This is a genomic window from Citrobacter sp. CFNIH10 (assembly GCF_002934585.1).
In the GTDB taxonomy this organism is placed as follows: Bacteria; Pseudomonadota; Gammaproteobacteria; order Enterobacterales; family Enterobacteriaceae; genus Citrobacter_A; species Citrobacter_A amalonaticus.
Genome location: NZ_CP026216.1, coordinates 1,759,717 through 1,786,340 on the forward strand (window position 1 = coordinate 1,759,717; position 26,624 = coordinate 1,786,340).

At 54.3% G+C, this 26,624-nt stretch carries 24 protein-coding genes and 1 pseudogene; 18 read left to right on the top strand and 7 right to left on the bottom strand.

Annotated features, from left to right (window positions below; all coding sequences use genetic code 11):
- Positions 1-549: 549 nt before the first annotated feature.
- The gene (locus tag C2U53_RS11885) at positions 550-831 is read right to left on the bottom strand and encodes a YjcB family protein (protein ID WP_042999048.1); all 282 of its coding nucleotides are present in this window, start codon (positions 829-831) and stop codon (positions 550-552) included.
- Between the two features lie 596 nt (positions 832-1,427).
- Here C2U53_RS11885 and C2U53_RS11890 point away from each other — a divergent pair.
- A complete protein-coding gene (locus tag C2U53_RS11890; protein WP_042999049.1) occupies positions 1,428-3,014 on the top strand; it encodes an EAL domain-containing protein in 1,587 nt (528 codons plus the stop codon).
- Between the two features lie 2 nt (positions 3,015-3,016).
- Here C2U53_RS11890 and soxS read toward each other — a convergent pair whose 3' ends face one another.
- Positions 3,017-3,340, bottom strand: coding sequence for a superoxide response transcriptional regulator SoxS (soxS, locus tag C2U53_RS11895; RefSeq protein WP_042321117.1), 324 nt, complete (start codon positions 3,338-3,340; stop codon positions 3,017-3,019).
- Positions 3,341-3,426: 86 nt separating this feature from the next.
- Here soxS and soxR point away from each other — a divergent pair, with 86 nt between their 5' ends.
- The 4 genes from soxR to C2U53_RS11935 all read left to right on the top strand — a co-directional run bounded on the left by soxR (position 3,427) and on the right by C2U53_RS11935 (position 8,306).
- Entirely contained in the window at positions 3,427-3,891 is a 465-nt protein-coding gene (gene soxR / locus C2U53_RS11900; RefSeq protein WP_042321119.1) for a redox-sensitive transcriptional activator SoxR, read from the top strand.
- 254 nt (positions 3,892-4,145) lie between these two features.
- Positions 4,146-4,814: a glutathione S-transferase family protein gene (locus tag C2U53_RS11910; RefSeq protein ID WP_054176721.1), complete on the top strand. Its 669-nt coding sequence runs from the start codon at positions 4,146-4,148 to the stop codon at positions 4,812-4,814.
- Between the two features lie 346 nt (positions 4,815-5,160).
- Positions 5,161-6,510, top strand: coding sequence for a guanine/hypoxanthine transporter GhxP (gene ghxP, locus C2U53_RS11925; protein ID WP_042321123.1), 1,350 nt, complete (start codon positions 5,161-5,163; stop codon positions 6,508-6,510).
- A 149-nt stretch (positions 6,511-6,659) separates the two neighbouring features.
- Positions 6,660-8,306, top strand: a complete 1,647-nt coding sequence (locus C2U53_RS11935; protein ID WP_042999051.1) for a Na+/H+ antiporter — start codon at positions 6,660-6,662, stop codon at positions 8,304-8,306.
- Between the two features lie 491 nt (positions 8,307-8,797).
- Here the strand turns inward: C2U53_RS11935 and C2U53_RS29915 are convergent, their stop codons facing one another.
- A complete protein-coding gene (locus tag C2U53_RS29915) occupies positions 8,798-8,935 on the bottom strand; it encodes a hypothetical protein (protein ID WP_154294380.1) in 138 nt (45 codons plus the stop codon).
- A 107-nt stretch (positions 8,936-9,042) separates the two neighbouring features.
- Between C2U53_RS29915 and C2U53_RS11940 the strand changes: the two genes are divergently transcribed.
- From C2U53_RS11940 to mgtU, 4 genes are all read left to right on the top strand, one after another.
- Entirely contained in the window at positions 9,043-9,738 is a 696-nt protein-coding gene (locus C2U53_RS11940) for an MgtC family protein (protein WP_042999052.1), read from the top strand.
- A gap of 155 nt (positions 9,739-9,893) precedes the next feature.
- Complete coding sequence (mgtA, locus tag C2U53_RS11945) at positions 9,894-12,626, top strand: magnesium-translocating P-type ATPase (protein ID WP_104445949.1); 2,733 nt, start codon at positions 9,894-9,896, stop codon at positions 12,624-12,626.
- 18 nt (positions 12,627-12,644) lie between these two features.
- The gene (mgtR, locus tag C2U53_RS11950) at positions 12,645-12,737 is read left to right on the top strand and encodes a protein MgtR (RefSeq protein WP_094030729.1); all 93 of its coding nucleotides are present in this window, start codon (positions 12,645-12,647) and stop codon (positions 12,735-12,737) included.
- A 12-nt stretch (positions 12,738-12,749) separates the two neighbouring features.
- Positions 12,750-12,836 carry a magnesium transporter protection protein MgtU gene (gene mgtU, locus C2U53_RS30575; RefSeq protein WP_252997361.1) on the top strand — a complete coding sequence of 29 codons (87 nt, stop codon included), beginning with the start codon at positions 12,750-12,752 and terminating at the stop codon, positions 12,834-12,836.
- A 369-nt stretch (positions 12,837-13,205) separates the two neighbouring features.
- On the opposite strand, the gene C2U53_RS11955 is transcribed toward mgtU, so the two are convergent.
- Complete coding sequence (locus tag C2U53_RS11955) at positions 13,206-14,108, bottom strand: LysR family transcriptional regulator (RefSeq protein ID WP_042999054.1); 903 nt, start codon at positions 14,106-14,108, stop codon at positions 13,206-13,208.
- Positions 14,109-14,211: 103 nt separating this feature from the next.
- Between C2U53_RS11955 and C2U53_RS11960 the strand changes: the two genes are divergently transcribed.
- Positions 14,212-14,622: a CidA/LrgA family protein gene (locus C2U53_RS11960; RefSeq protein ID WP_042999055.1), complete on the top strand. Its 411-nt coding sequence runs from the start codon at positions 14,212-14,214 to the stop codon at positions 14,620-14,622.
- On the top strand, positions 14,615-15,304 hold the full coding sequence (locus tag C2U53_RS11965; protein ID WP_044257358.1) for an LrgB family protein: 690 nt from the start codon (positions 14,615-14,617) through the stop codon (positions 15,302-15,304). The genes C2U53_RS11960 and C2U53_RS11965 overlap by 8 nt, the downstream gene beginning before the upstream one ends.
- Positions 15,305-15,346: 42 nt before the next feature.
- Here the strand turns inward: C2U53_RS11965 and actP are convergent, their stop codons facing one another.
- The 3 genes from actP to acs all read right to left on the bottom strand — a co-directional run bounded on the left by actP (position 15,347) and on the right by acs (position 19,501).
- On the bottom strand, positions 15,347-16,996 hold the full coding sequence (gene actP, locus C2U53_RS11970) for a cation/acetate symporter ActP (protein WP_042999057.1): 1,650 nt from the start codon (positions 16,994-16,996) through the stop codon (positions 15,347-15,349).
- On the bottom strand, positions 16,993-17,307 hold the full coding sequence (locus C2U53_RS11975; RefSeq protein ID WP_042999058.1) for a DUF485 domain-containing protein: 315 nt from the start codon (positions 17,305-17,307) through the stop codon (positions 16,993-16,995). Before C2U53_RS11975 ends, actP begins: the two co-directional genes overlap by 4 nt.
- 235 nt (positions 17,308-17,542) lie before the next feature.
- On the bottom strand, positions 17,543-19,501 hold the full coding sequence (gene acs / locus C2U53_RS11980) for an acetate--CoA ligase (protein WP_044257356.1): 1,959 nt from the start codon (positions 19,499-19,501) through the stop codon (positions 17,543-17,545).
- 431 nt (positions 19,502-19,932) lie between these two features.
- On the opposite strand from acs, the gene nrfA reads away from it, so the two are divergent.
- The 7 genes and pseudogenes from nrfA to nrfG all read left to right on the top strand — a co-directional run bounded on the left by nrfA (position 19,933) and on the right by nrfG (position 26,437).
- Complete coding sequence (nrfA, locus tag C2U53_RS11990; protein WP_042999061.1) at positions 19,933-21,369, top strand: ammonia-forming nitrite reductase cytochrome c552 subunit; 1,437 nt, start codon at positions 19,933-19,935, stop codon at positions 21,367-21,369.
- A 44-nt stretch (positions 21,370-21,413) separates the two neighbouring features.
- On the top strand, positions 21,414-21,977 hold the full coding sequence (gene nrfB, locus C2U53_RS11995; RefSeq protein ID WP_042999062.1) for a cytochrome c nitrite reductase pentaheme subunit: 564 nt from the start codon (positions 21,414-21,416) through the stop codon (positions 21,975-21,977).
- Entirely contained in the window at positions 21,974-22,645 is a 672-nt protein-coding gene (gene nrfC / locus C2U53_RS12000) for a cytochrome c nitrite reductase Fe-S protein (RefSeq protein WP_042999063.1), read from the top strand. Before nrfB ends, nrfC begins: the two co-directional genes overlap by 4 nt.
- Positions 22,642-23,598, top strand: a complete 957-nt coding sequence (nrfD, locus tag C2U53_RS12005) for a cytochrome c nitrite reductase subunit NrfD (protein WP_042999064.1) — start codon at positions 22,642-22,644, stop codon at positions 23,596-23,598. The genes nrfC and nrfD overlap by 4 nt, the downstream gene beginning before the upstream one ends.
- Before the next feature lie 26 nt (positions 23,599-23,624).
- Positions 23,625-25,396 (top strand): annotated as a pseudogene (locus C2U53_RS12010) (heme lyase CcmF/NrfE family subunit); the annotation flags it as partial.
- Positions 25,378-25,842, top strand: coding sequence for a heme lyase NrfEFG subunit NrfF (gene nrfF / locus C2U53_RS30725; protein WP_369700154.1), 465 nt, complete (start codon positions 25,378-25,380; stop codon positions 25,840-25,842). The pseudogene C2U53_RS12010 and the gene nrfF, both read left to right, overlap by 19 nt.
- Positions 25,829-26,437 carry a heme lyase NrfEFG subunit NrfG gene (nrfG, locus tag C2U53_RS12020; protein WP_104445950.1) on the top strand — a complete coding sequence of 203 codons (609 nt, stop codon included), beginning with the start codon at positions 25,829-25,831 and terminating at the stop codon, positions 26,435-26,437. The genes nrfF and nrfG overlap by 14 nt, the downstream gene beginning before the upstream one ends.
- Positions 26,438-26,624: the final 187 nt, after the last annotated feature.

Consider the following 26,624-nt stretch of genomic DNA (forward strand, 5'->3'; position numbering starts at 1 on the left):
AGTAAATTTCCTCAAAGAATAAAATTTTAATATTTTGAAACACGCGCATACTATTTGAATAATGCCTTAAGATGTTTGATATTAATCAATGGTATTTCGGTAAATATTATTTTATCTTTGAGTGAAGATGATATTTTCCCTTTTTTTTTATGAGGGTAAATGGAAGTGTAAATTTAGGAAAGGAGGTGTTTATGTTTGGAATATACAATGCCAAGAGATTGATTTTATTGATTATGCTTGCAATCGCTGTGGCGGCAATTAGCGGTATTTCAACCTATTTCTTTGTAAAATATCTGGGATGAGAATAATAAAAACAGTCTTCCTTACATAACTTTTAAATCCTGAAAAATAATGACATTAGGGAAATCAGAGACAACGGGGAAATATATTATGAAGCGCAGCCTGCCGAATAAACGGGCCGCGCCATATAAGCGAATAATCAAGGCGGGCTTGCTGAAATCGAAGGGGAATCGAGTGTGTCCACAACAAACACCGATGGGATTATCTGGAAACAATAAAAAAGCCTCCGTCAGGGAGGCTTAGGTGACATCAGGTCAATACCATCGGCCATTCCGGCGGCGTCTGGCTCATTACTTCAACCATCACGGATTCAATGTTGTTCCAGATGGCGGAGAGATCCATCAGGGTGATGCCGAGTAATCCCGTCGCAAACCAACAGGCGGCGACAACCCCGAGACCACTGCTGATCACTGCCAGACCAATGTAATCTGAGCGACGAAAACGAATATTCAATGTGCTGGCGAGAAACATGAGCACAGCGCTCAGCAGCTGCCAGCGGAGAAGAACCACGCCAGTGGTTAGGGTAGCCATGAAAGATTTCCTCTGAGAATAGCAGGTGCCCTGGACAGCGCGGCGTTTTCACGGGAGGCGTGGCGCACTCTGGCTATCGATGGGCATTCACATCAACACCGAATGAAACATTGTTTTTGTTTCATAATATTTGTGAACTATATCACGGTTAGGCGACCATTCGCCAGCCTGTCGACTTCTTTTTTGCCTGCTTTATAACCTTAATAAAAACATGGTTATTGATTCAATGATCGACACACTTTCACCGTGGTGCAACCGAAAAGCGCGACGTAATAAAGAGGCAATGGCTTTACCTTGTTTGTATTGTCAAAAAATAAGCAGACGAAGAAATTTAACTTAATTTCATTTTGAGAATGAGCCAACAAAACTTTCATAAAACACGACTCCTTTCGCTGAATGGATTACCCTTAATAAAATTAATCGTCACTGCGGGTTTGCTTTATGGTCGAATATTATCACCATCCTGCAATATCAGACTTTTGCTAATAAAAGTCTGTTGCTAATATTGATAGATTCATGCAACGTAACCACCTGTGTAATTTAGCATCCTGTCTTGATGATAACAGGCATATGAAATGCAGGGATATAGGGCTGAAATGAATCATCGAGTGCGACGCAAGGTGCTGAGGTTCCTCGGGATAATCATGGTGGTTTTGCTCCCCGTGATGCTGGCGCTATGGTTTGCCCACCTGCAAGCAACGTCCCAAACCAGTAAGCAACTGAGCATTTTTGCTCATCTGGCTTTAGATAAAACAGAACTGGTCGTTTTACAGGCAGACTTAGCCCGCGATGCCGCTGAACAGTATCAGGGACAAGCGTGTACGCCGGCGCATCAACAACGAATGTTGAATATTATCCGAGGGCGCCTGTATATCAACGAGTTAATTTATGCGCAAGGCGATCGTTTTTTATGCTCAACGGTAATGGCACCGTCAGCGCCCTATATTATGCCAACGGCAAACTATAAACGAAAACCCAATATCGCTATTTATTACTTTCGCGATACGCCTTTTTTCACCGGTTATAAAATGACGTATATGCAACGTGGAAACTATGTTGCCGTGATCAATCCATTGTCATATAGCGAAGTGATGTCCGAAGACCCCGAGCTGGCCTGGGGGGTCTATGACACGGTAACCAACACCTTTTTCTCCCTTAGCGAACAGGCCTGGGCGGCTCAACTGTTGCCACTGGTCCAGCGTAATCAGTCTGTCTTCCGGCAGGACGACCGTTTTTATACCGTCGTCCAATCGGATAAACGCCCCATAGCGGTCATTGTGTCGACTTCGATGCAGCGGTTTTATCAGAATCTGTATCAGCAATTGCTGATCGCGCTTCCGTTGGCGGTCATCAGCAGTATTTTGCTATTAATGTTCTGGTCTCGGGCGCGTCGGCAATACTACTCGCCGCGGCGCATGCTCCAGCGCGCGCTTAAACAGCGTCAGCTTTGCCTGCACTATCAGCCGATCATTGATATCAAAAACGAGAAATGCGTGGGGGCGGAAGCGCTGCTGCGCTGGCCGGGTTGTAAAGATCAGGTGATGAGTCCGGCGGAGTTTATCCCGCTGGCGGAAAAAGAGGGGATGATCGCGCAGATTACCGACTACGTGGTGGAAGAAGTGTTCAGTGATATGGGGACGTTTCTGGCTGCAAATCCACAGTTGTATATCTCTATCAACCTTTCCGCATCGGATTTCCACTCTTCACGATTGATTGCCATGATCGCGGATAAAGCGCGCGAACATGGCGTGCTTGCGCAACAAATAAAAGTCGAAGTGACCGAGCGAGGATTTATCGATGTGCCGAAAACCACGCCGGTGATCCAGGCATTTCGTCAGGCAGGCTATGAAGTGGCGATTGATGATTTCGGCACCGGCTACTCTAACCTGCACAACCTCTATTCCCTGAACGTTGATATTCTTAAGATCGACAAGTCCTTTATCGATACGCTGACCACCAACAGTACCAGCCATCTGATTGCGGAACATATCATTGAGATGGCGCAAAGCCTGCGTCTGAAAACCATCGCAGAAGGCGTGGAGACGGCGGATCAGGTGAGCTGGCTGCTTAAACGCGGGGTGCAGTACTGTCAGGGGTGGCACTTTGCGAAGGCGCTGCCGCCGCAGGACTTCATTCACTGGCTGCAACAACCGCCCGCACTCCTGATGCAGCGCGGGCAGTAATACTACAGGCGGTGGCGGTAGTCGCTGGGGGTGCGATCAAATTCCCGGCGAAACACGCGGGAAAATGTCTGTTGCGACACATAACCTAAATCCATCGCAATATCGAATATCGGTCGCTCGGTGTTGCGCAGTTCAACGGCGGCCAACAGCAGCCGCCGCTGACGGATATAGTCACCCAACGTCTGGCGCATTACTGTGCGGAACATCCTCTGTAAATACCACTTTGAATAACCTGATTTTTTCGCGACCACATCAATGTTCAGCGGTTGGTCGATATGTTCATCAATCCATTCAATAAGAGTCTGAATAATTTGCTGATGGGACATATTGCTGCCTCCTTCTCAGTGTTCGATTCGTCTATTTGTCTGCGGGCGAGTATAATTCCTCAAGTTAACTTGAGGTAAAGCGATTTATGGAAAAGAAATTACCGCGTATAAAAGCGATGCTCACGCCGGGCGAAGTGGCAAAGCGTAGCGGCGTGGCGGTGTCCGCATTGCATTTCTATGAAAGCAAGGGGCTTATCAGCAGTATCCGCAACAGCGGCAATCAGCGCAGATACCGGCGTGACGTGTTGCGTTATGTCGCGATTATCAAGATTGCTCAGCGGATCGGTATCCCACTGGCGACTATCAGTGAAGCGCTGGGCGTGCTGCCGGAAGGTCATACCCTCAGCGCTAAAGAGTGGAAGCAACTCTCCTCGCAATGGCGCGAAGAGCTGGACCGTCGCATTCATACGCTGGTGGCGCTGCGTGATGAGCTGGATGGTTGCATCGGCTGTGGCTGCTTGTCGCGCAAAGACTGTCCGTTACGTAACCCCGGAGATCGGCTGGGCGAAGAGGGTACGGGCGCGCGTCTGCTGGAAGATGAACAAAACTAAAGCGCCGCAAGGGCGCTTTAGTTTGTTTTCCGGTCTTTGTCTTTCTCTCTATCCCGCTGGTTCACGGGAGGGTTTCCCCCGACGTCAACACCCCTCATTCGAGCACGTGGTGGAGGTTCCGGTTTGTGTTGATACTGTAAGTGTAAGCCGCGTTATCCCGTTTGCCAGTGTATCTGGCGACTTTTTAGGCGAATTTTTTTCGCCATCTCCCATAATTTACTAGAGTGAGTATGAGGAAATGACGGGAGAACATCATGCTGACGGTGCATCATTTAAACCAGTCCCGCTCACAGCGCATTCTCTGGGCGCTGGAGGAGCTATCGCTGCCTTACCAGATTGTGCGTTACCAGCGTGAAAAGAACATGCTCGCTCCGCCGGCACTGAAGAAAATTCATCCGCTGGGGAAATCCCCCGTAGTGGAAGATAACGGCGCGATCCTCGCGGAGTCAGGGGCGATTCTCGACTATTTGCAGGACACCTATGACAGCGAAGGGAAGTTTAAACCGGCTGATGCACAATCCGTTCTCCAGTATCGCTTCTGGTTGCATTACGCCGAGGGTTCGCTGATGCCGTTGCTGTTAATGAAGCTGGTCTTCACCAGTCTGGGGAAACCGCCGATGCCTTTTGGTTTGCGCACGCTGGGCGGCGCGCTGGGGCAGGGCGTACAAAAAGCGTATCTCAATCCGCAACTGGAAACCCACGCGCGCTTTATTGACGCGCACCTCGCTGAGCGTCCGTGGTTTGCCGGAGACCATCTCAGCATGGCGGATATCCAGATGAGTTTTCCTCTTTTTGCGCTACTGGCGCGCGGTGGTATTGCCGATCTTCCCCATATCAGCGCGTGGAAAAAACGCGTGGAAATGCGTCCTGCCTGGCAACGTGCCATTCAGCAGGGAGGACCTTTTGCCATTCCCGGTGGTTGATGGCGGTTTTTTAACCGTCTTGCCTCCTGCATTTGCGACGCGATCCGGCTAACTATGTTGCCGGATTGCGCATTGACGATAACGTTTGCGCATCAGTTGGTGATTTCTTCAGCGTTAGTGCAAGAAATGAGTAAAAAGCGGCAAAGTTCAGTTGAAAATCCTCGTATGATCGCTGGATAATCGTTTGCTTTTTTTACAACCCGTTTTTTTATGCGCGGAGCTAAACGTTTGCTTTTTGCGACACCCCTCTTTGTCGCGATCAGAGCACAGGGAGTTGACGTTGCGCTGGCAGTGGATTGTCCACCACGCATAAGAACGAATAATAAACTCTCAGGGGATGTTTTCTATGTCTACGCCTTCAGCGCGTACCGGCGGTTCGCTCGACGCCTGGTTTAAAATTTCACAACGTGGAAGCACTGTCCGTCAGGAAGTGGTGGCAGGTTTAACAACGTTTCTGGCGATGGTGTACTCCGTTATCGTCGTGCCTGGCATGCTGGGTAAAGCCGGATTCCCGCCCGCGGCGGTGTTCGTCGCGACCTGTCTGGTGGCCGGTCTGGGGTCTATCGTCATGGGGTTGTGGGCCAACCTGCCGCTGGCGATTGGTTGCGCCATCTCGCTGACCGCCTTCACCGCGTTCAGTCTGGTACTGGGCCAGCAGATTAGCGTTCCGGTCGCACTGGGTGCGGTATTCCTGATGGGTGTACTGTTTACCATTATCTCCGCCACCGGGATTCGTAGCTGGATCCTGCGCAATTTACCGCAGGGTATCGCGCACGGTACCGGTATCGGTATCGGTCTGTTTTTACTGCTGATTGCGGCGAACGGCGTGGGTCTGGTTATCAAGAACCCGCTGGACGGTTTGCCGGTGGCGCTCGGTCACTTCGCTACCTTCCCGGTGATTATGTCGCTGGTGGGTCTGGCGGTAATTATCGGTCTGGAGAAACTGAAAGTGCCGGGCGGCATTCTGCTGACTATTATCGGCATTTCTGTCGTTGGTCTGATTTTCGATCCGGCGGTGAAATTCTCCGGCATTTTTGCCATGCCGTCGCTGAGCGATGAAACCGGTAAATCACTGATTGGCAGCCTGGATATCATGGGCGCGCTGAACCCGGTTGTTCTGCCAAGCGTTCTGGCGCTGGTAATGACCGCTGTGTTTGATGCCACCGGCACCATCCGTGCCGTGGCGGGTCAGGCGAATCTGCTGGATAAAGACGGGCAGATTATTGACGGCGGTAAAGCACTGACCACAGACTCCCTGAGCAGCGTGTTCTCCGGTCTGGTGGGTGCGGCGCCGGCAGCAGTCTACATTGAGTCGGCAGCCGGTACGGCGGCGGGGGGGAAAACTGGCCTGACCGCCATTACCGTTGGCGTGCTGTTCCTGCTGATCCTGTTCCTTTCCCCGCTCTCTTACCTCGTTCCGGTGTATGCCACGGCGCCTGCGCTGATGTACGTCGGTCTGCTGATGCTGAGCAACGTGGCGAAAATCGATTTCGCTGACTTTGTCGATGCGATGGCGGGTCTGGTGACGGCGGTATTCATTGTACTGACTTGTAACATCGTGACCGGCATCATGATTGGTTTTGCCACGCTGGTGATTGGCCGTGTTGTGTCGGGTGAATGGCGCAAGCTGAACATCGGCACCGTAGTGATCGCCGTGGCGCTGGTGGCGTTCTATGCCGGTGGCTGGGCCATTTGATTCCGAAAGTGATTCCGAAAAACGGGTGGCGTTTGCCGCCCGTTTTTATTTTCAGCACACACTCGTTGTCTTTTGCGATACTCTGAGAAAGGTAAAATTGAGGCACGACGCCTCTCAAACACATAAGAAACATCGCAAACAGGGAACGCATGGAAATCTTCTTCACAATACTCATCATGACCCTTGTGGTCTCGCTGTCCGGGGTATTTACGCGCGTATTGCCCTTCCAGCTCCCCTTACCCCTCATGCAGATTGCTATCGGCGCGCTGTTGGCGTGGCCCACGTTTGGTCTGCACGTAGAATTTGACCCCGAACTGTTTCTGGTCCTGTTTATCCCGCCGCTGCTGTTTGCGGATGGCTGGAAGACGCCAACGCGAGAATTTCTTGAACATGGGCGAGAGATTTTCGGTCTGGCGCTGGCGCTGGTGCTGGTCACCGTGGTCGGGATTGGTTTTCTGATTTACTGGCTGGTGCCGGGCATTCCGTTGATTCCGGCCTTTGCGCTGGCTGCCGTGCTGTCGCCAACCGATGCGGTTGCGCTTTCCGGTATTGTCGGTGAAGGGCGGATCCCGAAGAAAATCATGGGTATCCTGCAAGGTGAGGCGCTGATGAATGACGCCTCCGGTCTGGTATCTTTGAAATTTGCCGTTGCGGTGGCGATGGGCACGATGGTGTTTACCGTCGGCGGCGCGACGGTGGAGTTCTTTAAGGTGGCGATCGGCGGTATCCTCGCGGGCTTTGTGGTCAGTTGGCTGTACGGTCGCTCGCTGCGCTTTCTCAGCCGCTGGGGCGGCGATGAGCCAGCGACGCAAATCGTTCTGCTGTTCCTGCTGCCGTTCGCATCGTACCTGATCGCAGAACATATCGGCGTCTCCGGGATCCTCGCGGCGGTCGCCGCCGGGATGACCATCACCCGCTCCGGGGTGATGCGCCGTGCGCCGCTGGCGATGCGTCTGCGCGCCAACAGTACCTGGGCGATGCTTGAGTTTGTGTTTAACGGCATGGTCTTTTTGCTGTTGGGCCTGCAACTGCCGGGCATTCTCGAGTCGTCGCTGGTGGCAGCGGAGGCCGATCCGAACGTGGAAATCTGGATGCTATTTACCGATATCATTCTGATTTATGTGGCGCTGATGCTGGTGCGTTTCGGCTGGCTGTGGACGATGAAAAACTTCAGCATGCGTTTCCTGAAAAAGAAACCGATGGAGTTTGGCTCCTGGACGACACGGGAAATTTTGATCGCCTCCTTTGCGGGCGTTCGCGGGGCTATCACCCTCGCGGGTGTCCTGTCTATCCCGCTGCTGCTGCCAGATGGCAACGTCTTCCCGGCGCGCTACGAACTGGTCTTCCTGGCCGCTGGTGTGATTCTGTTCTCGCTGTTTGTCGGCGTGATTATGCTGCCGATTCTGCTGCAACATCTGGAAGTGGCCGATCATTCTCAGCAACTGAAAGAGGAGCGGATTGCCCGCGCGGCGACGGCGGAGGTGGCGATTGTCGCCATTCAGAAGATGGAAGAGCGTCTGGCGGCGGATACCGAAGAGAACATTGATAATCAGCTGCTGACCGAGGTGAGTTCCCGCGTCATCGGTAACCTGCGGCGTCGTGCCGACGGGCGTAACGATGTTGAGAGTTCGCTCCAGGAAGAGAATCTGGAGCGCCGCTTCCGTCTCGCGGCGCTGCGTTCAGAGCGGGCGGAGCTGTATCACCTGCGCGCCACGCGTGAAATCAGCAATGAAACGTTGCAAAAACTGCTGCACGATCTCGACCTGCTGGAAGCGTTACTGATCGAAAATCAGTAACACCGTCATGTTGCCCGGTGGCGCTACGCTTACCGGGCATCGACCCGGGCGGCAGATTCAGCGGACCGTCGAATCCCTGACGGATATGTCCTGGAATCGCCTGGTGAGCGAAACGACGTCATTCTGAGCCATACCGATTTTCAGTCTGTAGAAAAGTAGTCAGGTCATGCGTATCCCGCGTAGTGTATGGCAACAACAGGACCGGGAGACGGCAGATTTTAAATTTGCAGCCTTCAGGCTGCTTAGTTCTATCCCGCTATGATTGGTGCATGGTAGGGCAGGATTAGGTGCTGATTGCGGCGATCGTGACGTCGATAATTAATGACGTCTTTGATTAGTGAATTAACCCCGGTTCACGCCGGGGTGGGCTTTGCGCATTAAGGTCATTCTAAACAAATCGTCACTAAAGCGAGATTTTAACTTTACTCGAATAATTGAATGATTATAATGAGCACAAATTCACACAGGAGAAATATGTTGGACAGTCACCCTTATTTAAACATAAAGGCAAGCTGACGTAATTTTTTCTGCGCTGCTTGCCTACCGGCGGGCAGCAATCTCCTCATCCAGACGATTGCATCCCATAAAGAATAACGCAGCATGGCTGCGAGGATAATCGTCATGTTCATGTTTAAAAATACATTATTCCCTCCACCGTCAACGCGACGTTAATCGCCTTTCCGGCGACAATTCGTCGTGTGCTTAATAAAGCACGTAGTTAATTCTTCCAACATAAATGGAGGAAGCTATGTTGATGTTTCCTTATATCGCAAATTTACTCGCTGCGATGCTATTGGGTGCGCTGATTGGCGCTGAAAGACAGTGGCGTCAGCGTATGGCCGGCCTGCGCACTAACGCGCTGGTCGCCACCGGCGCGGCGGTTTTTATTCTGAGCTCCATTTCAACCTCTCCGGACAGCCCTGGACGTATTGCCGCGCAGGTGGTTTCCGGAATTGGTTTTCTCGGTGCCGGCGTCATCATGCGTGAAGGCATGAACGTGCGCGGCCTGAATACCGCTGCAACCTTGTGGTGCTCTGCGGCGATTGGCGTGCTGTGTGGACTGGGCCAGTTCTGGCAAGCGGCGGCGGCAACGCTGATAATCCTCTGCGCCAATATTCTACTGCGCGAAGCGGCGCAGAGAATTAATCAGATCCCCGGCGCGACAGAAGAAGAGAAATGCTACGTTCTGAATATTGTCTGTCAAAGCGAATATGAAAACGCGATTCGTCAGCTATTGCTTAATATCAGTAAAGAGATGACGCTCAGCCTTCAGGGACTGGTGTCAACAGCAGCAAAAGAACAAGGGCATAAAGAAATTCGCATCGAACTGGTGGGTAATACTGACTGCCGCAAAGCGCGAGACCTTATTATGTCAAGAGTTGGCGGGGACGAAAACATTACGTCAGTCCGCTGGTGTGTCGAGGGGAGTTAGCCTCGCGGCTATTCTACACCGACAATCATTTGTCTAAGGAGGGAATGATGAATATTCCCAGGCAATTAAAGTAATAAGCGTTTAATAACGTAAAAATGAATTATGCATAAATCATTTATGCAGGGATAACGACGTCTTAAATTTGAGGATTAATCATGACTGACATGAAAATAGTAAACCGGAAAATAAACCGGTCTGCGTCAGAAAATGATAAGCAGCATAAAAAAAGCTTCGCCATTGAAACCGAGGCATTTAACAGCCCGGATCATACGCTGGCGCGGTTAAACAGCAGTCGCCACGGGCTCACCAACGAAGATGCCCTTGAACGACTGGATGAATATGGCCGCAATGAAGTGGCGCATGAGCAGGCGCCGCCAGCATTGATCCAGCTTTTGCAGGCATTCAATAACCCGTTTATCTATGTCCTGATGGCGCTGGCCGCCGTCAGCTTCGTGACCGATTACTGGCTACCGCTGCGTAACGGCGAAGAGACCGATCTGACCGGGATCATCATTATCGTCACGATGGTTAGCCTGAGCGGGTTATTGCGTTTCTGGCAGGAGTTTCGTACCAACAAAGCGGCGCAGGCGCTGAAATCCATGGTCCGCACCACGGCTACCGTGCTGCGTCGCGGTCCCGGGAATCTGGGGTCGGTGCAGGAGGAGATTGCCATTGAGGAGCTGGTGCCCGGTGACATCATCTTCCTGGCAGCAGGGGATCTGGTTCCGGCGGACGTCTGTTTGCTGGAGTCCCGGGACCTGTTTGTTAGTCAGTCGATACTCAGCGGCGAGTCGCTGCCGGTTGAGAAGTATGATGTTCTGGCCAGCGTTTCCGGCAAAGGGTGTGACAGGCTTCCTGAGCCGAACAAAAATAAAAGCCTGCTGGAGATGGGCAACATCTGTCTGATGGGCACTAACGTGACCAGCGGCAGGGCGCAGGCGGTGGTGGTGGCCACCGGAAACCGTACCTGGTTTGGCTCGCTGGCGAAATCCATCGTTGGCACGCGTACCCAGACGGCGTTCGATCGCGGGGTAAACAGCGTCAGCTGGCTGTTGATTCGATTTATGCTGGTGATGGTACCGATTGTGCTGCTGATTAACGGCTTCAGCAAAGGTGACTGGGTTGAGGCCTCGCTGTTTGCCCTGGCGGTAGCGGTTGGCCTGACGCCGGAAATGCTGCCGATGATCGTCAGCTCTAACCTGGCGAAAGGCGCTATCGCCATGTCGCGGCGCAAAGTGATCGTCAAGCGGCTGAATGCCATTCAGAACTTTGGCGCGATGGACGTGCTGTGTACCGATAAAACCGGCACGCTGACTCAGGACAATATCATTCTTGAGCATCACCTTGATGTCAGCGGTCATGAGAGCGACCGGGTGCTGACGCTGGCCTGGCTGAATAGCAGTAGCCAGAGCGGGGCGCGCAACCTGATGGACCGGGCGGTGCTGCGCTTTGGCGAGGGCAGGATTGCGTCAGCGACCAAAGAGCATTTTGTCAAACTGGATGAACTGCCGTTTGATTTTGTACGCCGTCGGGTATCGGTTTCGGTGGAAGATGTTCGCCACGGTGACAAAAGTCTGATCTGCAAAGGCGCTGTCGAAGAGATGCTGATGGTCGCCACGCATCTTCGTGAAGGCGATAACGTTGTGGCGCTGGATGAAACCCGACGCGATCTGCTGTTAGCCAAAACGAAGGATTATAACGCCCAGGGCTTCCGCGTGCTGCTGGTCGCAACTCGCAAGCTGGATGACTCCGCTCTGACCACGCCGCTGTGCACCGCCGATGAGCAGGGACTGACGGTTGAAGGGATGTTGACTTTCCTCGATCCGCCGAAAGAGAGCGCGGGAAAAGCCATTGCCGCGCTGCGCGACAACGGCGTGGCGGTGAAAGTCCTGACCGGCGATAATCCGGTGGTTACGGCGCGTATTTGCCTGGAAGTGGGCATTGATGCCCACGGCATCCTGACCGGGGCCCAGATTGAAGCGATGACGGATAATGAACTGGAGCGCGAAGTAGAAAAGCGCGCGGTATTCGCCAAACTGACGCCGCTGCAGAAGTCGCGCATCCTGAAAATGCTGCAGAAAAACGGGCACACCGTCGGTTTTCTCGGCGACGGCATCAATGATGCGCCGGCCCTGCGCGATGCGGATGTAGGCATTTCGGTCGACAGCGCGGCAGATATCGCCAAAGAGGCATCGGATATCATCCTGCTGGAAAAGGATCTGATGGTGCTGGAAGAAGGGGTGATCAAAGGCCGTGAGACCTTCGGCAACATCATTAAATATCTGAATATGACCGCCAGTTCTAACTTCGGCAACGTCTTTTCGGTACTGGTGGCCAGCGCGTTTATTCCGTTCCTGCCGATGCTGGCGATTCATCTGCTGATACAGAACCTGATGTACGATCTCTCTCAGCTCTCGCTGCCGTGGGACAAAATGGACAACGAATTTTTGCGCAAACCGCGCAAGTGGGATGCGAAGAACATCGGCCGTTTTATGCTGTGGATTGGACCGACGTCGTCTATTTTTGATATCACCACCTTCGCGCTGATGTGGTACGTGTTTGCGGCGAATAACGTCGAAGCCCAGGCGCTGTTCCAGTCCGGGTGGTTTATTGAAGGGCTGCTGTCGCAAACGCTGGTCGTGCATATGCTGAGAACGCAGAAAATTCCGTTTATTCAGAGTCGGGCGACGTTGCCGGTGCTACTCACTACCGCGGTGATTATGGCGATCGGGATCTACGTTCCGTTCTCGCCAGTGGGAGCGATGGTCGGGCTGGAGCCGCTGCCGCTAAGCTACTTCCCGTGGCTGGTCGCGACGCTGCTCAGCTATTGCCTGGTGGCGCAGGGCATGAAGCGTTTCTATATCAAACGTTTCGGTCAGTGGTTCTGATGATAAGGAGGCGCTGAGATGAACCGTTCTCCGGACACTATCGTCGCGCTGATATTTTTCCTGATGGGGCTGCTGGTGCTGCTGTTAGCAATCTGGCAAATCTTGTTCTGAAAGGGGGGCGCGATGCGCAGAGGATCGCTGGATAAAGTCTTTATCCGGGTGGTGATTATCGCATTCATCATTATTTTGCTGACAATCTGGATTAGATAAGGGGCTTTTTGTCTCGCCTGTTTGCCGGGCAGCGGCTAACGTCATGCCCGGCCTACTGTTCACATACAGGAAATTGAGTTTTTTCAGCCCTGGAATGTGGTGGTTGAAATTTGACCATTGTTTTATTGGTACGCCAGCAGACAAACCGGCACTACGAGAGGATGGTCATTTCGGCATTTTAAGGCGGTTTTTTGTACTTTCAGCGAATAGCAGGCGGATCTTACCTGCGTCAGGCCGGAATATACCTCATCAGACCGATCTTGCGCGCATGGGTTTTCATTCCCTGAACATTCAGACCTGTCACCGCATGGCGGTAAACCATCACTTCTGCGCAAATCGATATCGCACAGGCCACCGATGGCGCGATGCTTAACGGGCAACTGAGGGCACTTGCTCCGCCCAAAAACCTTCGCAGCACGATAACCACGCTTTGGCGCTGTGTGAGAGATACACCCCTTCGCGCCAAATCATCCCCAACTGCCAGCGCAACTCGCTTTCCAGCGGGATCCAGCGCAGCGTATTTTTGTCCAGCCGTTCGCAGATGGGCTCCGGCAGAATGGCAATCCCCACGCCCGCCTGCACCATCGCCGCAAGAAAGTCCCACTGTCCGCTGCGTACCGCGATACGCGGCTTGACGTCATGCTCACTGAACAACTGCATTAACTGGCGGCTCAGGGCGAAATCTTCGTTGTAGATTAACAGCGGATGCTCGGCCAGCGCTTCTGGCGATACGGACTGGCAGGTGGTCCACTGACCGGAACGTGGCACCAGTACGCACAGGGGGTGGCTGAATACGGGTAACGTCGCCAGACCACTTTCTTCTTCCACGGGTAGCGCGGTCATCGCAACGTCCAGTTCACCATTCATCACCGCCTGCTGCACCGTTAACCCGCCAAACTCGGAAACCTTGAGCTCTACGCCGGGGTAACGCTGGCGAAACAGGCCGATCGGTCCGGCCATCAGCATGCCGACCATCGGCGGAATGCCAAGGCGCAGCAGCCCTTTGTTGAGATGGTTGATGTCGCCCAGTTCGGCTTCCAGTTGACGAAACTCGGCCAGAATCGCCAGCCCGCGTTCAAACACCACGCGACCGGTATCGGTGAGCAATAGCTTGCGGCCGTCGCGGATCAGCAGCGTACAGTTCAGTTCATCTTCCAGATTTTTCAACATCTTGCTGATGGTCGGTTGGGTGACAAAGAGCTTCTCTGCTGCGCGGGTGAAGCTCTGTTGGCGCACCACTTCAACAAAATAACGCAGCGTTCTGATATCCATGAGTATTCCTTCCGACTATGCCTGTAATGATTTTAATTCATTTCAGTCATCGGCGGGGGCTCTCTATACTGGCGTTCCCTATTATTTTTCAGGATGTTCCCTCATGGCTGTGGCGATAAGCCGCGTTACGCCTGCCGTTTTGCAACGGCTTCAGGTTCCGGTTCAGGTACTGCTGTATGCAGGTTTGTTTATCGTTGCGCAATATCTTGTCTCCTGGCTGCATCTGCCGTTACCGGCCAATCTGGTGGGGATGGTGTTGATGCTGGCGCTGATTGTCTGTCGCATCCTGCCGCTGAGCTGGGTTCGCGCCGGGGCGCGCTGGCTACTGGCGGAGATGCTGCTCTTTTTTGTTCCGGCGGTCGTGGCGGTGGTGAACTATGCCCATCTGCTGCTGGTGGACGGCTGGCGGATTTTTTCGGTCATTGCGATCAGTACGCTAATGGTGCTCGGTGCCACGGCATGGGTGGTGGATAAGGTCTATCGCTATGAGATAAGCAGGTTAAACCGTGACTAATCTCCAGCTCAGCGTGCTCTGCCTGGCGATTACGCTGGTTATCTATTTCGCCAATAAACGTCTGTACCGTCGTTTTCGTAAGCTGCCGTTGATGCCGCTGGTCCTCACGCCCGCGCTGCTGGTGTTGATGCTGGTGTTGGGGCATATCTCCTGGCAAAGCTATATCGGTGAATCCCACTGGTTGCTGTGGTTGCTTGGCCCGGCAACGATCGCTTTTGCCGTGCCGGTTTACGACAATTTCGCCATCATCAAACGTCACTGGATGTCACTGACCGCAGGCGTGGTGACGGCAACGGTGGTCGCGGTGACCAGTTCCGTCTGGCTGGCGCGCTTATTTACCCTGCCGGACGAAATTCAGCGCAGCCTGGCGGTGCGTTCGGTGACCACGCCGTTTGCCCTTGCGGCGGCTGAACCATTGGGTGGGCAGCCGGATTTAGTGGCGCTGTTTGTAGTGGTGACCGGCGTCTTTGGCATGGCGGTCGGGGATGCGCTGTTTTTACGTCTGTCGATTCGTGAAGGGATGGCGAAAGGCGCAGGATTTGGCGCGGCGTCGCACGGTGCGGGAACGGCGCGCTCGTATGAGCTTGGTCAGCAGGAGGGCGTGGTTGCCAGCCTGGTGATGATGCTTTCCGGTGTGGTGATGGTGCTGGTCGCCCCGCTGGTGGCAAGGCTGATGTTCTGAGAATGGATCCCCGGTCAGCGTGACCGGGGAAAAGCATGTCGATTAGTGGGCGCGGCCTTGTTCGACGCCGAAGCCCGTCTGGGAACGGATAAACTGAGCACGGAACTGCTCACGCTCGCGATTCCCTTCTGTCGAGTTATCCGTGGCAGAGAAGAACCAGATCCCCAGGAATGCCACGGTAATGGAGAACAGCGCCGGGTATTCATACGGGAAGATAGCTTTTTCGTGACCGAGGATTTGTACCCAAATGGTGGGGCCAAGAACCATCAGCACGACGGCCGTCAGCAGACCCAACCAGCCGCCCATCATCGCGCCACGCGTGGTCAGCTTCGACCAGTACATGGAAAGCAGGATGATCGGGAAGTTGCAGCTCGCGGCGATAGCAAACGCCAGACCCACCATGAAAGCGATGTTTTGATTCTCGAACAGCACGCCGAGAATAATCGCAATCACGCCCAGCACCAGTACGGTGATTTTCGACACCCGCAACTCTTCACGTTCGGTCGCCCCTTTACGGAACACGTTCGCATACAGATCGTGAGAAACCGCAGATGCACCCGCCAGCGTCAGACCAGCGACGACCGCCAGAATGGTGGCGAACGCCACGGCGGAAATAAAGCCGAGGAACAGGTTACCGCCCACCGCATTCGCCAGATGTACCGCCGCCATGTTGTTCCCGCCAATCAATGCGCCCGCCGCGTCTTTATACGCCGGATTGGCACCGACCAGCATGATGGCGCCAAAGCCGATGATGAAGGTCAGGATGTAGAAATAACCCATAAAACCGGTGGCATAGAACACGCTCTTACGCGCTTCGCGGGCATCACTGACCGTGAAGAAACGCATCAGGATGTGCGGCAGGCCTGCCGTACCAAACATCAGGCCGAGCCCCAGTGAGAGCGCGGAGATTGGGTCTTTCACCAACCCGCCTGGGCTCATAATCGCAGAGCCTTTCGGGTGAACCGCCATCGCTTCGGTGAACAGGTTATTGAAGCTAAAGCCGACGTGCTTCATCACCATAAAGGCCATAAAGCTGGCGCCGAACAGCAGCAGCACGGCTTTGATGATCTGCACCCACGTGGTTGCCAGCATGCCGCCGAACAGCACGTACATCATCATCAGCACGCCGACCAGCACCACCGCAATGTGGTAGTTCAGGCCGAACAGCAGTTCAATCAGTTTGCCCGCACCGACCATCTGTGCAATCAGATAAAGGGCAACCACCACCAGCGAACCGCAGGCCGACAGAATACGGATCGGGCCTTGCTTCAGGCGATAAGAGGCCACATCGGCAAAGGTATAGCGACCGAGGTTACGCAGACGCTCGGCGATCAGGAACAGGATGATCGGCCAGCCGACGAGGAAGCCCAGCGAGTAGATCAACCCGTCATAGCCGGAGGTAAACACCAGTGCGGAGATCCCGAGGAACGACGCCGCCGACATGTAATCGCCCGCAATCGCCAGTCCGTTCTGGAAGCCGGTGATATTTCCGCCCGCCGTATAGTAGTCGCTGCGTGAACGCACGCGTTTAGAGGCCCAGTACGTAATACCCAGCGTAAACACAACGAAAATCAGAAACATGACAATCGCCTGCCAGTTGGTTGGCTGGCGTTGTACTGCACCGCTAATGGCATCCGCCGCGTTGGCCGCGAAGGGTAGTGTGGCGGCAAGCGCCGTCAGGACTCTCTTCATAATGCGTTAACCTCGTGCAGTACTGCCTTGTTCAGACGGTCAAATTCGCCGTTCGCTCGCCAGATGTAGATGCCGGTCAGAACGAAAGAGATCAGAATCACCCCCACGCCAATCGGAATACCCCGGGTGACGCTGGTTCCCTCATGAAGCGGGGTTCCCAGCCAGCCAGGCGCAAAAGCAATCAGTAGAATAAAGCTGATATAGACCACCAGCATGATGATCGACAGTATCGTGGCAAACCGTTGCCTTTTTTCAACTAATTCCCTGAAACGCGCACTGTCTTCTATCCGCTGATAAATGGTGTCATTCATCACAGAGTCTCCAGAGGCCCCCTGAGTCTTTCATGCCACAGATGCGTTGGCCGCACTTGCCCACCCCAGTCACATAGTGAACGATGTGACCGGGGGTGTGCTCGCTTGCCGCCTTCCTGTGACACGAAATCCTTTGGGGAGGTTTTTATATTTCCCCTCCCAATGAAGAGAGGGTAGGGTCAGAACTTGTAGGGGCGTAGGCCGGATCAGCGCAACGCCATCCGGCATCTTTTTATTATGATGGCATCGCGATGGCCTGCTTCTCTTCGAGCAGCTTCTCTACCACGCCAGGATCGGCGAGCGTCGAGGTATCGCCCAGATTGCTGGTATCGCCCGCCGCGATCTTGCGCAAAATACGGCGCATGATTTTGCCGGAACGGGTTTTTGGCAGTGAGTCGGTCCAGTGCAGCACGTCTGGCGTCGCCAGCGGGCCAATCTCTTTACGTACCCAGTTGCGCACGTCGGCGTACAGTTCAGGCGACGGCTCTTCGCCGTGATTCAGCGTCACATAGGCATAAATCGCCTGGCCCTTGATGTTATGCGGAATGCCGACCACCGCCGCTTCGGCAATCTTGGGATGCGCCACCAGCGCGGATTCAATTTCCGCCGTGCCCAGACGGTGACCGGAGACGTTCAGCACGTCGTCAACGCGCCCGGTGATCCAGTAGTAACCGTCTTCGTCACGACGCGCGCCATCGCCGCTGAAGTACATGTTTTTAAAGGTTGAGAAGTAGGTTTGCTCAAAGCGTTCATGATCGCCGAACAGCGTACGCGCCTGTCCAGGCCAGGAGTCGGTGATCACCAGGTTGCCTTCGGTGGCCCCTTCCTGCGGATGGCCTTCGTTATCCACCAGCGCCGGCTGCACGCCGAAGAACGGGCGGGTAGCGGAACCCGCTTTCAGTTCGGTTGCGCCCGGCAGCGGGGTGATCATGAAGCCACCGGTTTCGGTCTGCCACCAGGTATCCACCACCGGGCATTTTTCGTTACCGATCTTTTTCCAGTACCACTCCCACGCTTCCGGGTTGATCGGCTCGCCAACCGATCCCAGAATGCGCAGCGATGAGCGGTCAGTGCCCTCAATCGCCTTATCGCCTTCCGCCATCAGGGCGCGGATCGCCGTCGGCGCGGTGTAGAGAATATTGACCTTATGCTTATCCACCACCTGGCTCATGCGCGCCGGCGTCGGCCAGTTCGGCACGCCTTCAAACATCAGCGTGGTAGCGCCGCAGGCCAGCGGCCCATACAGCAGGTAGCTATGTCCGGTAACCCAACCCACATCGGCGGTGCACCAGTAGATATCGCCCGGATGGTAATCAAACACATATTTAAAGGTCGTTGCGGCATATACCAGATAGCCGCCGGTGGTGTGCAACACGCCCTTCGGTTTACCGGTGGAGCCCGAGGTATAGAGGATGAACAGCGGATCTTCGGCGTTCATCTCTGCGGGTTGATGCTCAGGGCTGGCTTTTTCAATCAGATCGCTCCACCACAGGTCGCGACCTTCCTGCCACTCGATGTTGCCGCCGGTGCGCTTGAGTACAACCACATGCTCGATGGTTTTCACGTTCGGGTTTTTCAGCGCATCGTCGACGTTTTTCTTCAGCGGAATGCTGCGACCAGCTCGCACGCCTTCATCAGCGGTAATCACCAGCTTCGAACTGGAATCAATGATGCGACCGGCGACCGCTTCCGGCGAGAAACCGCCGAAGATCACCGAATGTATGGCACCAATGCGGGCGCAGGCCAGCATCGCGACGGCGGCCTCTGGCACCATTGGCATATAGATCGCCACCACATCGCCTTTTTTAATCCCCAGATCCTGCAGCGTATTGGCGAAACGGCAGACATCGCGATGCAGTTCGCGATAGCTAATATGTTTGCTCTGCGAGGCGTCATCGCCTTCCCAGATGATGGCGGTGCGTTCGCCATTTTCCTGCAGGTGGCGGTCGAGACAGTTGGCCGCCAGGTTCAGCGTGCCGTCCTCATACCATTTAATGGAGACATTGCCCGGCGCGAAAGAGGTGTTCTTCACTTTCTGGTACGGCGTGATCCAGTCGAGAATTTTTCCCTGCTCGCCCCAGAAGGTATCTGGCTCGTTAATAGATTGTTGATACTTCGCTTCGTACTGCTCCGGATTTATCAGGCAACGATCCGCAATGTTTGCGGGAATAGCGTGTTTGTGAATTTGGCTCATGGCTTTTGTTCTCCTTGTAGGATGTTAATAATATGTCTCACAAACGTTAAATGTAGGGGCTTTGACAGTTTTGTTTAGCTTTTGCGCGACAGATCACGCAATACAGGAATTGTGCAAATTAACGGCAATACGTTTTTTGAAGGAAACCAACAAAAGTTGGTAAAATCTTTCCGTTACAGAGGGTTATGTTAATTATTCACGAACGGTGATCGAGGTCGAAAAAGAGGAAAGGAGTAGAGAAAAAACGGCTTGACTAACTCTAAAGTGGTATTTTACATACACTTACAATTGATTAAAGACAACATTTTGAGTGTGGTTTTTTGTTACATCTAGATTAGGGCAATGTCATGGCGGTGTGTGTGGTTATGGTCATGGATAGAATAAAAAAGAACCGTCATTGAACGCAATGGCGCAATCTGGATGAGACCTCTATGGCAAGGATTACACTACGCGCACGTCGTTTCTTCAGCCTGATCGTACCGCTGTTTTTCATTTCTGCGGTTTATGCTGAGCAAACGCCCGAACCCGCAAAATCAGTTACCGTTGAAGCGAAGAATGAAGTCTTCGCCCCTCAGCATCCCGATCAATACCTCTCATGGAAAGCGACTTCAGAGCAATCAAAACGTGAAGACGCGTTAGCGGAAGATCCCCGTCTGGTGATCTTGTGGGCGGGATATCCGTTCTCCCGTGATTACAACAAACCGCGTGGGCACGCCTATGCGGTGACCGACGTGCGTGAAACCTTACGTACCGGTGCCCCAAAAAACGCTGAAGACGGTCCATTGCCGATGGCCTGCTGGAGCTGTAAAAGCCCGGACGTGGCGCGTTTGATCCAGAAAGACGGTGAAGATGGCTACTTCCACGGCAAATGGGCGCGCGGCGGCCCGGAAATCGTGAATAACCTGGGCTGCGGCGACTGCCATAACACGGCGTCACCTGACTTTGCGAAAGGTAAACCTGAGCTGACGTTGTCTCGTCCGTATGCGGAACGTGCGATGGAGACCATCGGTAAGCCATTCGATAAAGCCGGTCGTTTCGACCAGCAGTCGATGGTTTGCGGGCAATGCCACGTTGAATATTATTTTGACGGCAAAGACAAAGCCGTGAAGTTCCCGTGGGATGACGGCATGAAAGTCGAAGACATGGAGAAATACTATGACGCCATTACCTTCTCTGACTGGACCAACTCGCTGTCAAAAGCGCCGATGCTGAAAGCACAGCATCCGGAATATGAAACCTGGAGCGTGGGTATTCACGGCAAAAACAATGTGACCTGTATTGACTGTCATATGCCGAAAGTGCAGAACGCCGAAGGAAAACTCTATACCGATCATAAGATTGGCAATCCGTTCGACAACTTCCCGCAAACCTGTGCGAACTGCCATACCCAGGACAAAGCCTCTCTGCAAAACGTGGTCGCTGAGCGTAAGAAGGCAATCAATGGGCTGAAAATCAAAGTTGAAGATCAACTGGTTCGTGCGCACTTCGAAGCGAAAGCGGCCTGGGATGCGGGCGCAACGGAAGCGGAAATGAAGCCGATTCTGAGCGATATCCGTCACGCGCAGTGGCGCTGGGATCTGGCCATTGCCTCTCACGGTATCCATATGCACGCCCCGGAAGAAGGTCTGCGGATGTTAGGTATCGCGATGGACAAAGCCGCCGATGCGCGGACTAAGCTGGCGCGTCTGTTGGCAACCAAAGGCATCACCCATGAAATCGCAATTCCGGATATCTCCACCAAAGAGAAAGCCCAGGCGGCCATTGGTCTGAACATGCAGCAGATTAACGCCGATAAACAGGACTTTATCAAAACGGTGATCCCGCAGTGGGAAGAACAGGCGCGTAAAAACGGTTTGTTAAGCCAATAACCCCATTCCGCCTCGCAAGGGGCGGATAACTCAACGGAGTGAATATGAGCGTATTACGTTCGTTATTAACTGCTGGGGTGCTGGCGTCAGGTCTGTTATGGAGCCTGAGTGGAATAACCGCCACGCCAACGCCGCAGGAATCGGAACGCTGGGAGGTGACGCCACAGCGTAGCCCGGATGCCGCGTGTCTGGACTGTCACAAGCCGGATACCGAAGGGATGCATGGTAAGCATGCGTCCGTGACCAATCCGAACAATAAACTGCCGGTCACCTGTACTAACTGTCATGGCAAGCCATCGCCTCAGCACCGTGAAGGGGCGAAGGATGTGATGCGCTTTAACGAGCCGATGTATAACGTGGAGCAGCAGAACAGCGTTTGTCTGTCCTGCCACTTGCCTGAACAGTTGCAAAAAGCGTTCTGGCCGCACGATGTCCACGTGACTAAAGTGGCCTGCGCCAGTTGTCATTCGCTGCATCCGAAGCAAGACACGATGCAGACGTTAAGCGATAAAGGACGAGTTAAGATTTGCGTCGATTGCCACAGCGATCAGCGTAACAACCCGAACTTTAATCCGGCGTCTGTGCCCTTGCTTAAGGAGCATCCATGAGTTGCTCTCGTCGCCAGTTCATCACCGGCGTCGGCGCGCTGGTGGCCGTCAGCGGTACTGCAGGACGCGTGGTGGCGAAAACGTTGAATATCAACGGCGTGCGATACGGCATGGTGCATGATGAATCATTATGCATCGGCTGTACCGCCTGTATGGATGCCTGTCGGGAAGTCAACAACGTGCCGGAAGGCGTGTCGCGACTGACCATCATTCGCAGCGAACCGCTGGGCACGTTTCCGGATGTGAAGTACCGCTTCTTCCGCCATTCGTGCCAGCACTGCGATCACGCGCCGTGCGTTGACGTCTGCCCGACCGGGGCGTCGTATCGCGATGCCGCGAATGGCATCGTGGATGTGAACCCGGATCTCTGCGTCGGCTGTCAGTACTGCATCGCCGCGTGTCCGTACCGCGTGCGCTTTATCCATCCGGTCACGAAAACAGCGGATAAATGCGATTTTTGCCGTAAAACCAATCTGAAAGCGGGCAAACTGCCTGCCTGCGTCGAGTCTTGCCCGACGAAGGCGCTGACGTTTGGTAATCTGGACGATCCTGACAGCGATATTTCCCGGCTGCTGCGGCAGAAAACCACCTATCGCTACAAGCTGGCGCTGGGTACCAAACCGAAGGTCTACCGCGTTCCCTTTAAATATGGGGAGGTGAGCCAATGACAAACGCATCTGCTTTCCACTTTGAATCGCTGGTGTGGGACTGGCCCATCGCCATCTATCTGTTTCTGATCGGCATCTCTGCCGGACTGGTGACGCTGTCAATCCTGCTGCGCCGTTACCATCCGGAGGCGGGTGGAGCGGACAGTACGCTGCTGCGTACCACGCTGGTCGTGGGGCCGGGGGCGATTATTCTAGGCCTGCTGATTCTGATCTTCCACCTGACGCGTCCCTGGACCTTCTGGAAACTGATGTTCCACTATAGCTTTACGTCGGTGATGTCGATGGGGGTTCTGCTATTCCAGCTTTATATGGTGGTGCTGATTCTGTGGCTGGCCATCATCTTTCAAAAAGAGGTGATGGCTCTGCAACAGCGTTGGTTCCCCCGTCTTGGACTGGTGCAGAAAGTGTTGACGCTGTTAACGCCGTTCAACCGTGGACTCGAAACGCTAATGTTGGTACTGGCGGTACTGCTGGGCGCCTACACCGGTTTCCTGCTTTCGGTGCTGAAATCGTATCCGTTCCTGAATAACCCGATCCTGCCGGTGCTGTTCCTGTTTTCCGGGATCTCCTCCGGTGCGGCGGTGGCGCTGATTGCGATGGCATTACGTCAGCGTGGTAATCCGCACAGTACCGAGGCGCATTTTATTCACCGTGTGGAAACCCCGGTGGTGTGGCTGGAGATCTTCCTGCTGGCCGCCTTCTTTGTGGGGCTGGCTCTGGGCGATGACGGCAAAATGCGCGCGCTGTCGGCGGCACTGGGTGGTGGCTTCTGGACCTGGTGGTTCTGGCTCGGCGTCGCGGGGCTGGGACTGATCGTTCCAATGTTACTGAAACCCTGGGCCAACCGCGGTTCGACGTTTCATGGTGTGCTGGCGGTCTGTGGTGCCAGCCTGACGGGCGTGCTGTTACTGCGCTTTTTCATTCTTTATGCTGGACAGCTCACGGTTGCATAAGCATGGCTGTGAGGGAAAGGTGATTTCTGGACGTACTCCTTCCTGAAGCCGGTTTTCTGGCACTGTTATTCAGCCTCGGGGTCAACGTGTTGACCCCGCTTGCCGTACTGGCAGGTGAACGCCAGCGCTGGCAGAGCGTAATGCGTCTGGCGAGCGTGGGCGTCTGGGCGCAATTTGCGTGCCTGCTGCTCGCCTTCTTGATTCTGGTGTTTTGCTTTCTGACCAGCGATTTCTCCGTTATCTATGTGGCCCAACATAGTCACAGCCTGTTGTCGTGGGGACTCAAGCTGGCGGCGGTGTGGGGCGGTCACGAAGGATCTCTGCTGCTGTGGGTGTTATTTCTGTCCGGCTGGAGCGCGCTGTTTGCCTGGCGCTATCGCCGCGAATATGATCCTCTGTTTCCGTTCACACTCGGCGTACTCTCGGCGATCACCGCATTGCTGCTGCTGTTTGTGGTGTTCTGGTCCGATCCGTTTGTCCGTATCTTTCCGCCAGCGATAGAAGGGCGCGATCTCAACCCGATGCTGCAACATCTGGGGCTGATCCTGCATCCGCCATTGCTGTATCTGGGGTACGGCGGCCTGATGGTCGCTGCCGGAGTGGCGCTGGCGTCGTTGCTGCGCGGTGATTTCACGACGTTGACCGCCTGGGTGTGCTGGCGCTGGGCGCTGCCCGGTTGGTGTGCGCTGACGCTTGGCATCATTCTCGGTTCATGGTGGGCCTATTGCGAACTGGGGTGGGGCGGCTGGTGGTTCTGGGACCCGGTGGAAAACGCGTCTTTATTACCCTGGCTTTCTGCCAGTGCGCTGCTGCACAGCCTGTATGTGTCGCGTGAACGCGGCATTTTTCGCCACTGGTCGCTACTGCTGGCCATTGTTACGCTTATCCTCTCTTTGCTGGGCACGCTGATTGTCCGTTCCGGTATTCTCGTTTCTGTACACGCTTTTGCGCTGGATAATGTGCGCGCCGTGCCGCTGTTTGCCCTCTTTGCCATTCTGAGTCTGGCCGCGCTCGGCTTGTACGGCTGGCGCGCGCGGGCTAACCAACAGGCCGTTCGTCTGAGCGGCTGGTCACGCGAAATGCTGATTCTGGCAGCGCTGCTGCTCTTTTGCGCGGTGCTGCTGATCGTACTGATTGGAACGCTCTACCCGATGATTTATGGCCTGCTGGGCTGGGGGCGACTCTCCGTTGGCGCGCCCTATTTTAACCGCGCCACCTTGCCGTTTGGCTTGCTGATGTTGGTGGTAATCGTGACAGCGATGGTCAGAAGCCGGAAGAGGGCCGTACACCGCCAGCTTCCGGCGCTGCTGGCGCACGCAGGTGTGCTGGTTTTTGCCGCGGGGATCCTCTTCTCCAGCGGCAGTCGTCAGGAGGTAAGCCTTAACCTGAGCCCAGGTCAGCAGGTTGAACTGGCGGGTTACACCTTCCGCTTTGAACGGCTGGATCTGGCCGCGAAAGGGAACTACACCACCGAAAAGGCGCTTATTACGCTGTGGCAGGGCGAGAAACGAATAGGTAGCCTGACGCCCGAGCGGCGCTTTTATTCCGCCCGTCGCCAGCAAATGATGGAACCTGGCATTCACTGGGATCTGCTTCATGACTGGTATGCGGTGATGGGTGAAAAAACGGGCGAGGAGCGGTATGCCCTGCGCCTGTATGTGCAAAGCGGCGTGCGCTGGATTTGGGGCGGGGGGCTGTTGATGATTGCCGGGGCGCTGCTCAGCGGCTGGCGTGGGAGAAAGCGCGATGCGTAATGAACCGCGGTTTTTGTCGGGGGGATTGCCGGATGGCGGCGCATGGTTTAAGCACGGCGCAGGCCTGATAAGCGCAGCGTCATCAGGCACCATCATTGCGTTTATCTTACTGCTGGTTATCTCCTTTTCCGCTCACGCTCAGGTGGTTGATACCTGGGCTTTTGAGAACCCGCAGCAGCAGGAAAAGGCGTTGTCGATTGCCAGCCAGCTTCGCTGTCCGCAGTGCCAGAATCAAAACTTGCTGGAATCCAATGCGCCGGTTGCGGTCAGCATGCGCCACCAGGTCTATACGATGGTGGCAGAAGGGAAAGATGAAGCTGAAATCACCGCCTGGATGACCGCGCGGTACGGTGATTTTGTCCGCTATAACCCACCGCTCACCGGGCAGACGCTGCTGCTGTGGGCATTGCCGTGCCTGCTGTTGCTGCTGGTTGGAGGGATTTTGTGGCGCGTCAGCAGGCGAAAAGGGGGCAACGATGAGACAACCTGAACCGTCACGCCCGATGCCTGTCAGACGACTGACCCTGGCGGCAGTGCTGATGGTCATCGTCTGTCTGTGCGGCTATCTGCTGTCGCCGAAATGGCAGGCCGTGCGAGACGAACAACGACGACTGGCCGATCCGCTGCATGAATTTGCAGAAACCTCGACGCCGGAGGCCCAACTGATAGCCCTGCAAAAACAGATTCGCGCCAACCCACAGGACAGCGAAAAGTGGGCGCTCCTCGGCGAGTATTATCTGTGGCGCAATGATTACGATAATGCGCTGCTGGCTTATGGTCAGGCGCTGCGTAGCCGTGGAGAGAATGCGGAGATCTATTCGGCGCTGGCGACCGTGCTCTACTACCAGGCCGGGCAGCACATGACGCCGGCGACCCGCGAGATGATTGATAAGGCGCTGGCACTGGATGCCGGGGAAGTGACTGCGCTGATGCTACTGGCGTCGGATGCATTTATGCAGGCGGATTACAAACAGGCGATTTTGCAGTGGCAAAAAGTCCTGGATTTGAATTCGCCGCGAGTGAATCGTGCGCAGCTGATAGACTCGATAAATATGGCAAAGTTATTACAGAACCGACAGAAATAGATTTGTGATTTTGCGCGATTTATCTGTTTAAAAAACAGGCAAATGAACCTCGCCGCCAAAATAATTCATGACGGTTATAATTCAAAAACGCAGATTTAAAAATCTTTCCATAACAAATAGTTATGCAATATAAACCCGATAAATTCGCGTTATTATGCATTATTTCAGCGAAAAGCCCTGTTCTTAA

Bases quoted from the DNA above. Each gene is read 5' to 3' on its own strand.
- nrfB (WP_042999062.1), top strand. From the start codon at position 21,414: ATGAGCGTATTACGTTCGTTATTAACTGCTGGGGTGCTGGCGTCAGGT.
- C2U53_RS11910 (WP_054176721.1), top strand. From the start codon at position 4,146: ATGCTGACGGTGCATCATTTAAACCAGTCCCGCTCACAGCGCATTCTC.
- nrfD (WP_042999064.1), top strand. From the start codon at position 22,642: ATGACAAACGCATCTGCTTTCCACTTTGAATCGCTGGTGTGGGACTGG.
- C2U53_RS11885 (WP_042999048.1), bottom strand. From the start codon at position 831: ATGGCTACCCTAACCACTGGCGTGGTTCTTCTCCGCTGGCAGCTGCTG.
- soxR (WP_042321119.1), top strand. From the start codon at position 3,427: ATGGAAAAGAAATTACCGCGTATAAAAGCGATGCTCACGCCGGGCGAA.
- C2U53_RS29915 (WP_154294380.1), bottom strand. From the start codon at position 8,935: ATGAACATGACGATTATCCTCGCAGCCATGCTGCGTTATTCTTTATGG.
- acs (WP_044257356.1), bottom strand. From the start codon at position 19,501: ATGAGCCAAATTCACAAACACGCTATTCCCGCAAACATTGCGGATCGT.
- mgtU (WP_252997361.1), top strand. From the start codon at position 12,750: ATGCGCAGAGGATCGCTGGATAAAGTCTTTATCCGGGTGGTGATTATC.
- C2U53_RS11935 (WP_042999051.1), top strand. From the start codon at position 6,660: ATGGAAATCTTCTTCACAATACTCATCATGACCCTTGTGGTCTCGCTG.
- C2U53_RS11890 (WP_042999049.1), top strand. From the start codon at position 1,428: ATGAATCATCGAGTGCGACGCAAGGTGCTGAGGTTCCTCGGGATAATC.
- C2U53_RS11975 (WP_042999058.1), bottom strand. From the start codon at position 17,307: ATGAATGACACCATTTATCAGCGGATAGAAGACAGTGCGCGTTTCAGG.
- C2U53_RS11955 (WP_042999054.1), bottom strand. From the start codon at position 14,108: ATGGATATCAGAACGCTGCGTTATTTTGTTGAAGTGGTGCGCCAACAG.
- ghxP (WP_042321123.1), top strand. From the start codon at position 5,161: ATGTCTACGCCTTCAGCGCGTACCGGCGGTTCGCTCGACGCCTGGTTT.
- C2U53_RS11940 (WP_042999052.1), top strand. From the start codon at position 9,043: ATGGAGGAAGCTATGTTGATGTTTCCTTATATCGCAAATTTACTCGCT.
- mgtR (WP_094030729.1), top strand. From the start codon at position 12,645: ATGAACCGTTCTCCGGACACTATCGTCGCGCTGATATTTTTCCTGATG.
- actP (WP_042999057.1), bottom strand. From the start codon at position 16,996: ATGAAGAGAGTCCTGACGGCGCTTGCCGCCACACTACCCTTCGCGGCC.
- nrfC (WP_042999063.1), top strand. From the start codon at position 21,974: ATGAGTTGCTCTCGTCGCCAGTTCATCACCGGCGTCGGCGCGCTGGTG.
- C2U53_RS11960 (WP_042999055.1), top strand. From the start codon at position 14,212: ATGGCTGTGGCGATAAGCCGCGTTACGCCTGCCGTTTTGCAACGGCTT.
- soxS (WP_042321117.1), bottom strand. From the start codon at position 3,340: ATGTCCCATCAGCAAATTATTCAGACTCTTATTGAATGGATTGATGAA.
- nrfG (WP_104445950.1), top strand. From the start codon at position 25,829: ATGAGACAACCTGAACCGTCACGCCCGATGCCTGTCAGACGACTGACC.
- nrfA (WP_042999061.1), top strand. From the start codon at position 19,933: ATGGCAAGGATTACACTACGCGCACGTCGTTTCTTCAGCCTGATCGTA.
- mgtA (WP_104445949.1), top strand. From the start codon at position 9,894: ATGACTGACATGAAAATAGTAAACCGGAAAATAAACCGGTCTGCGTCA.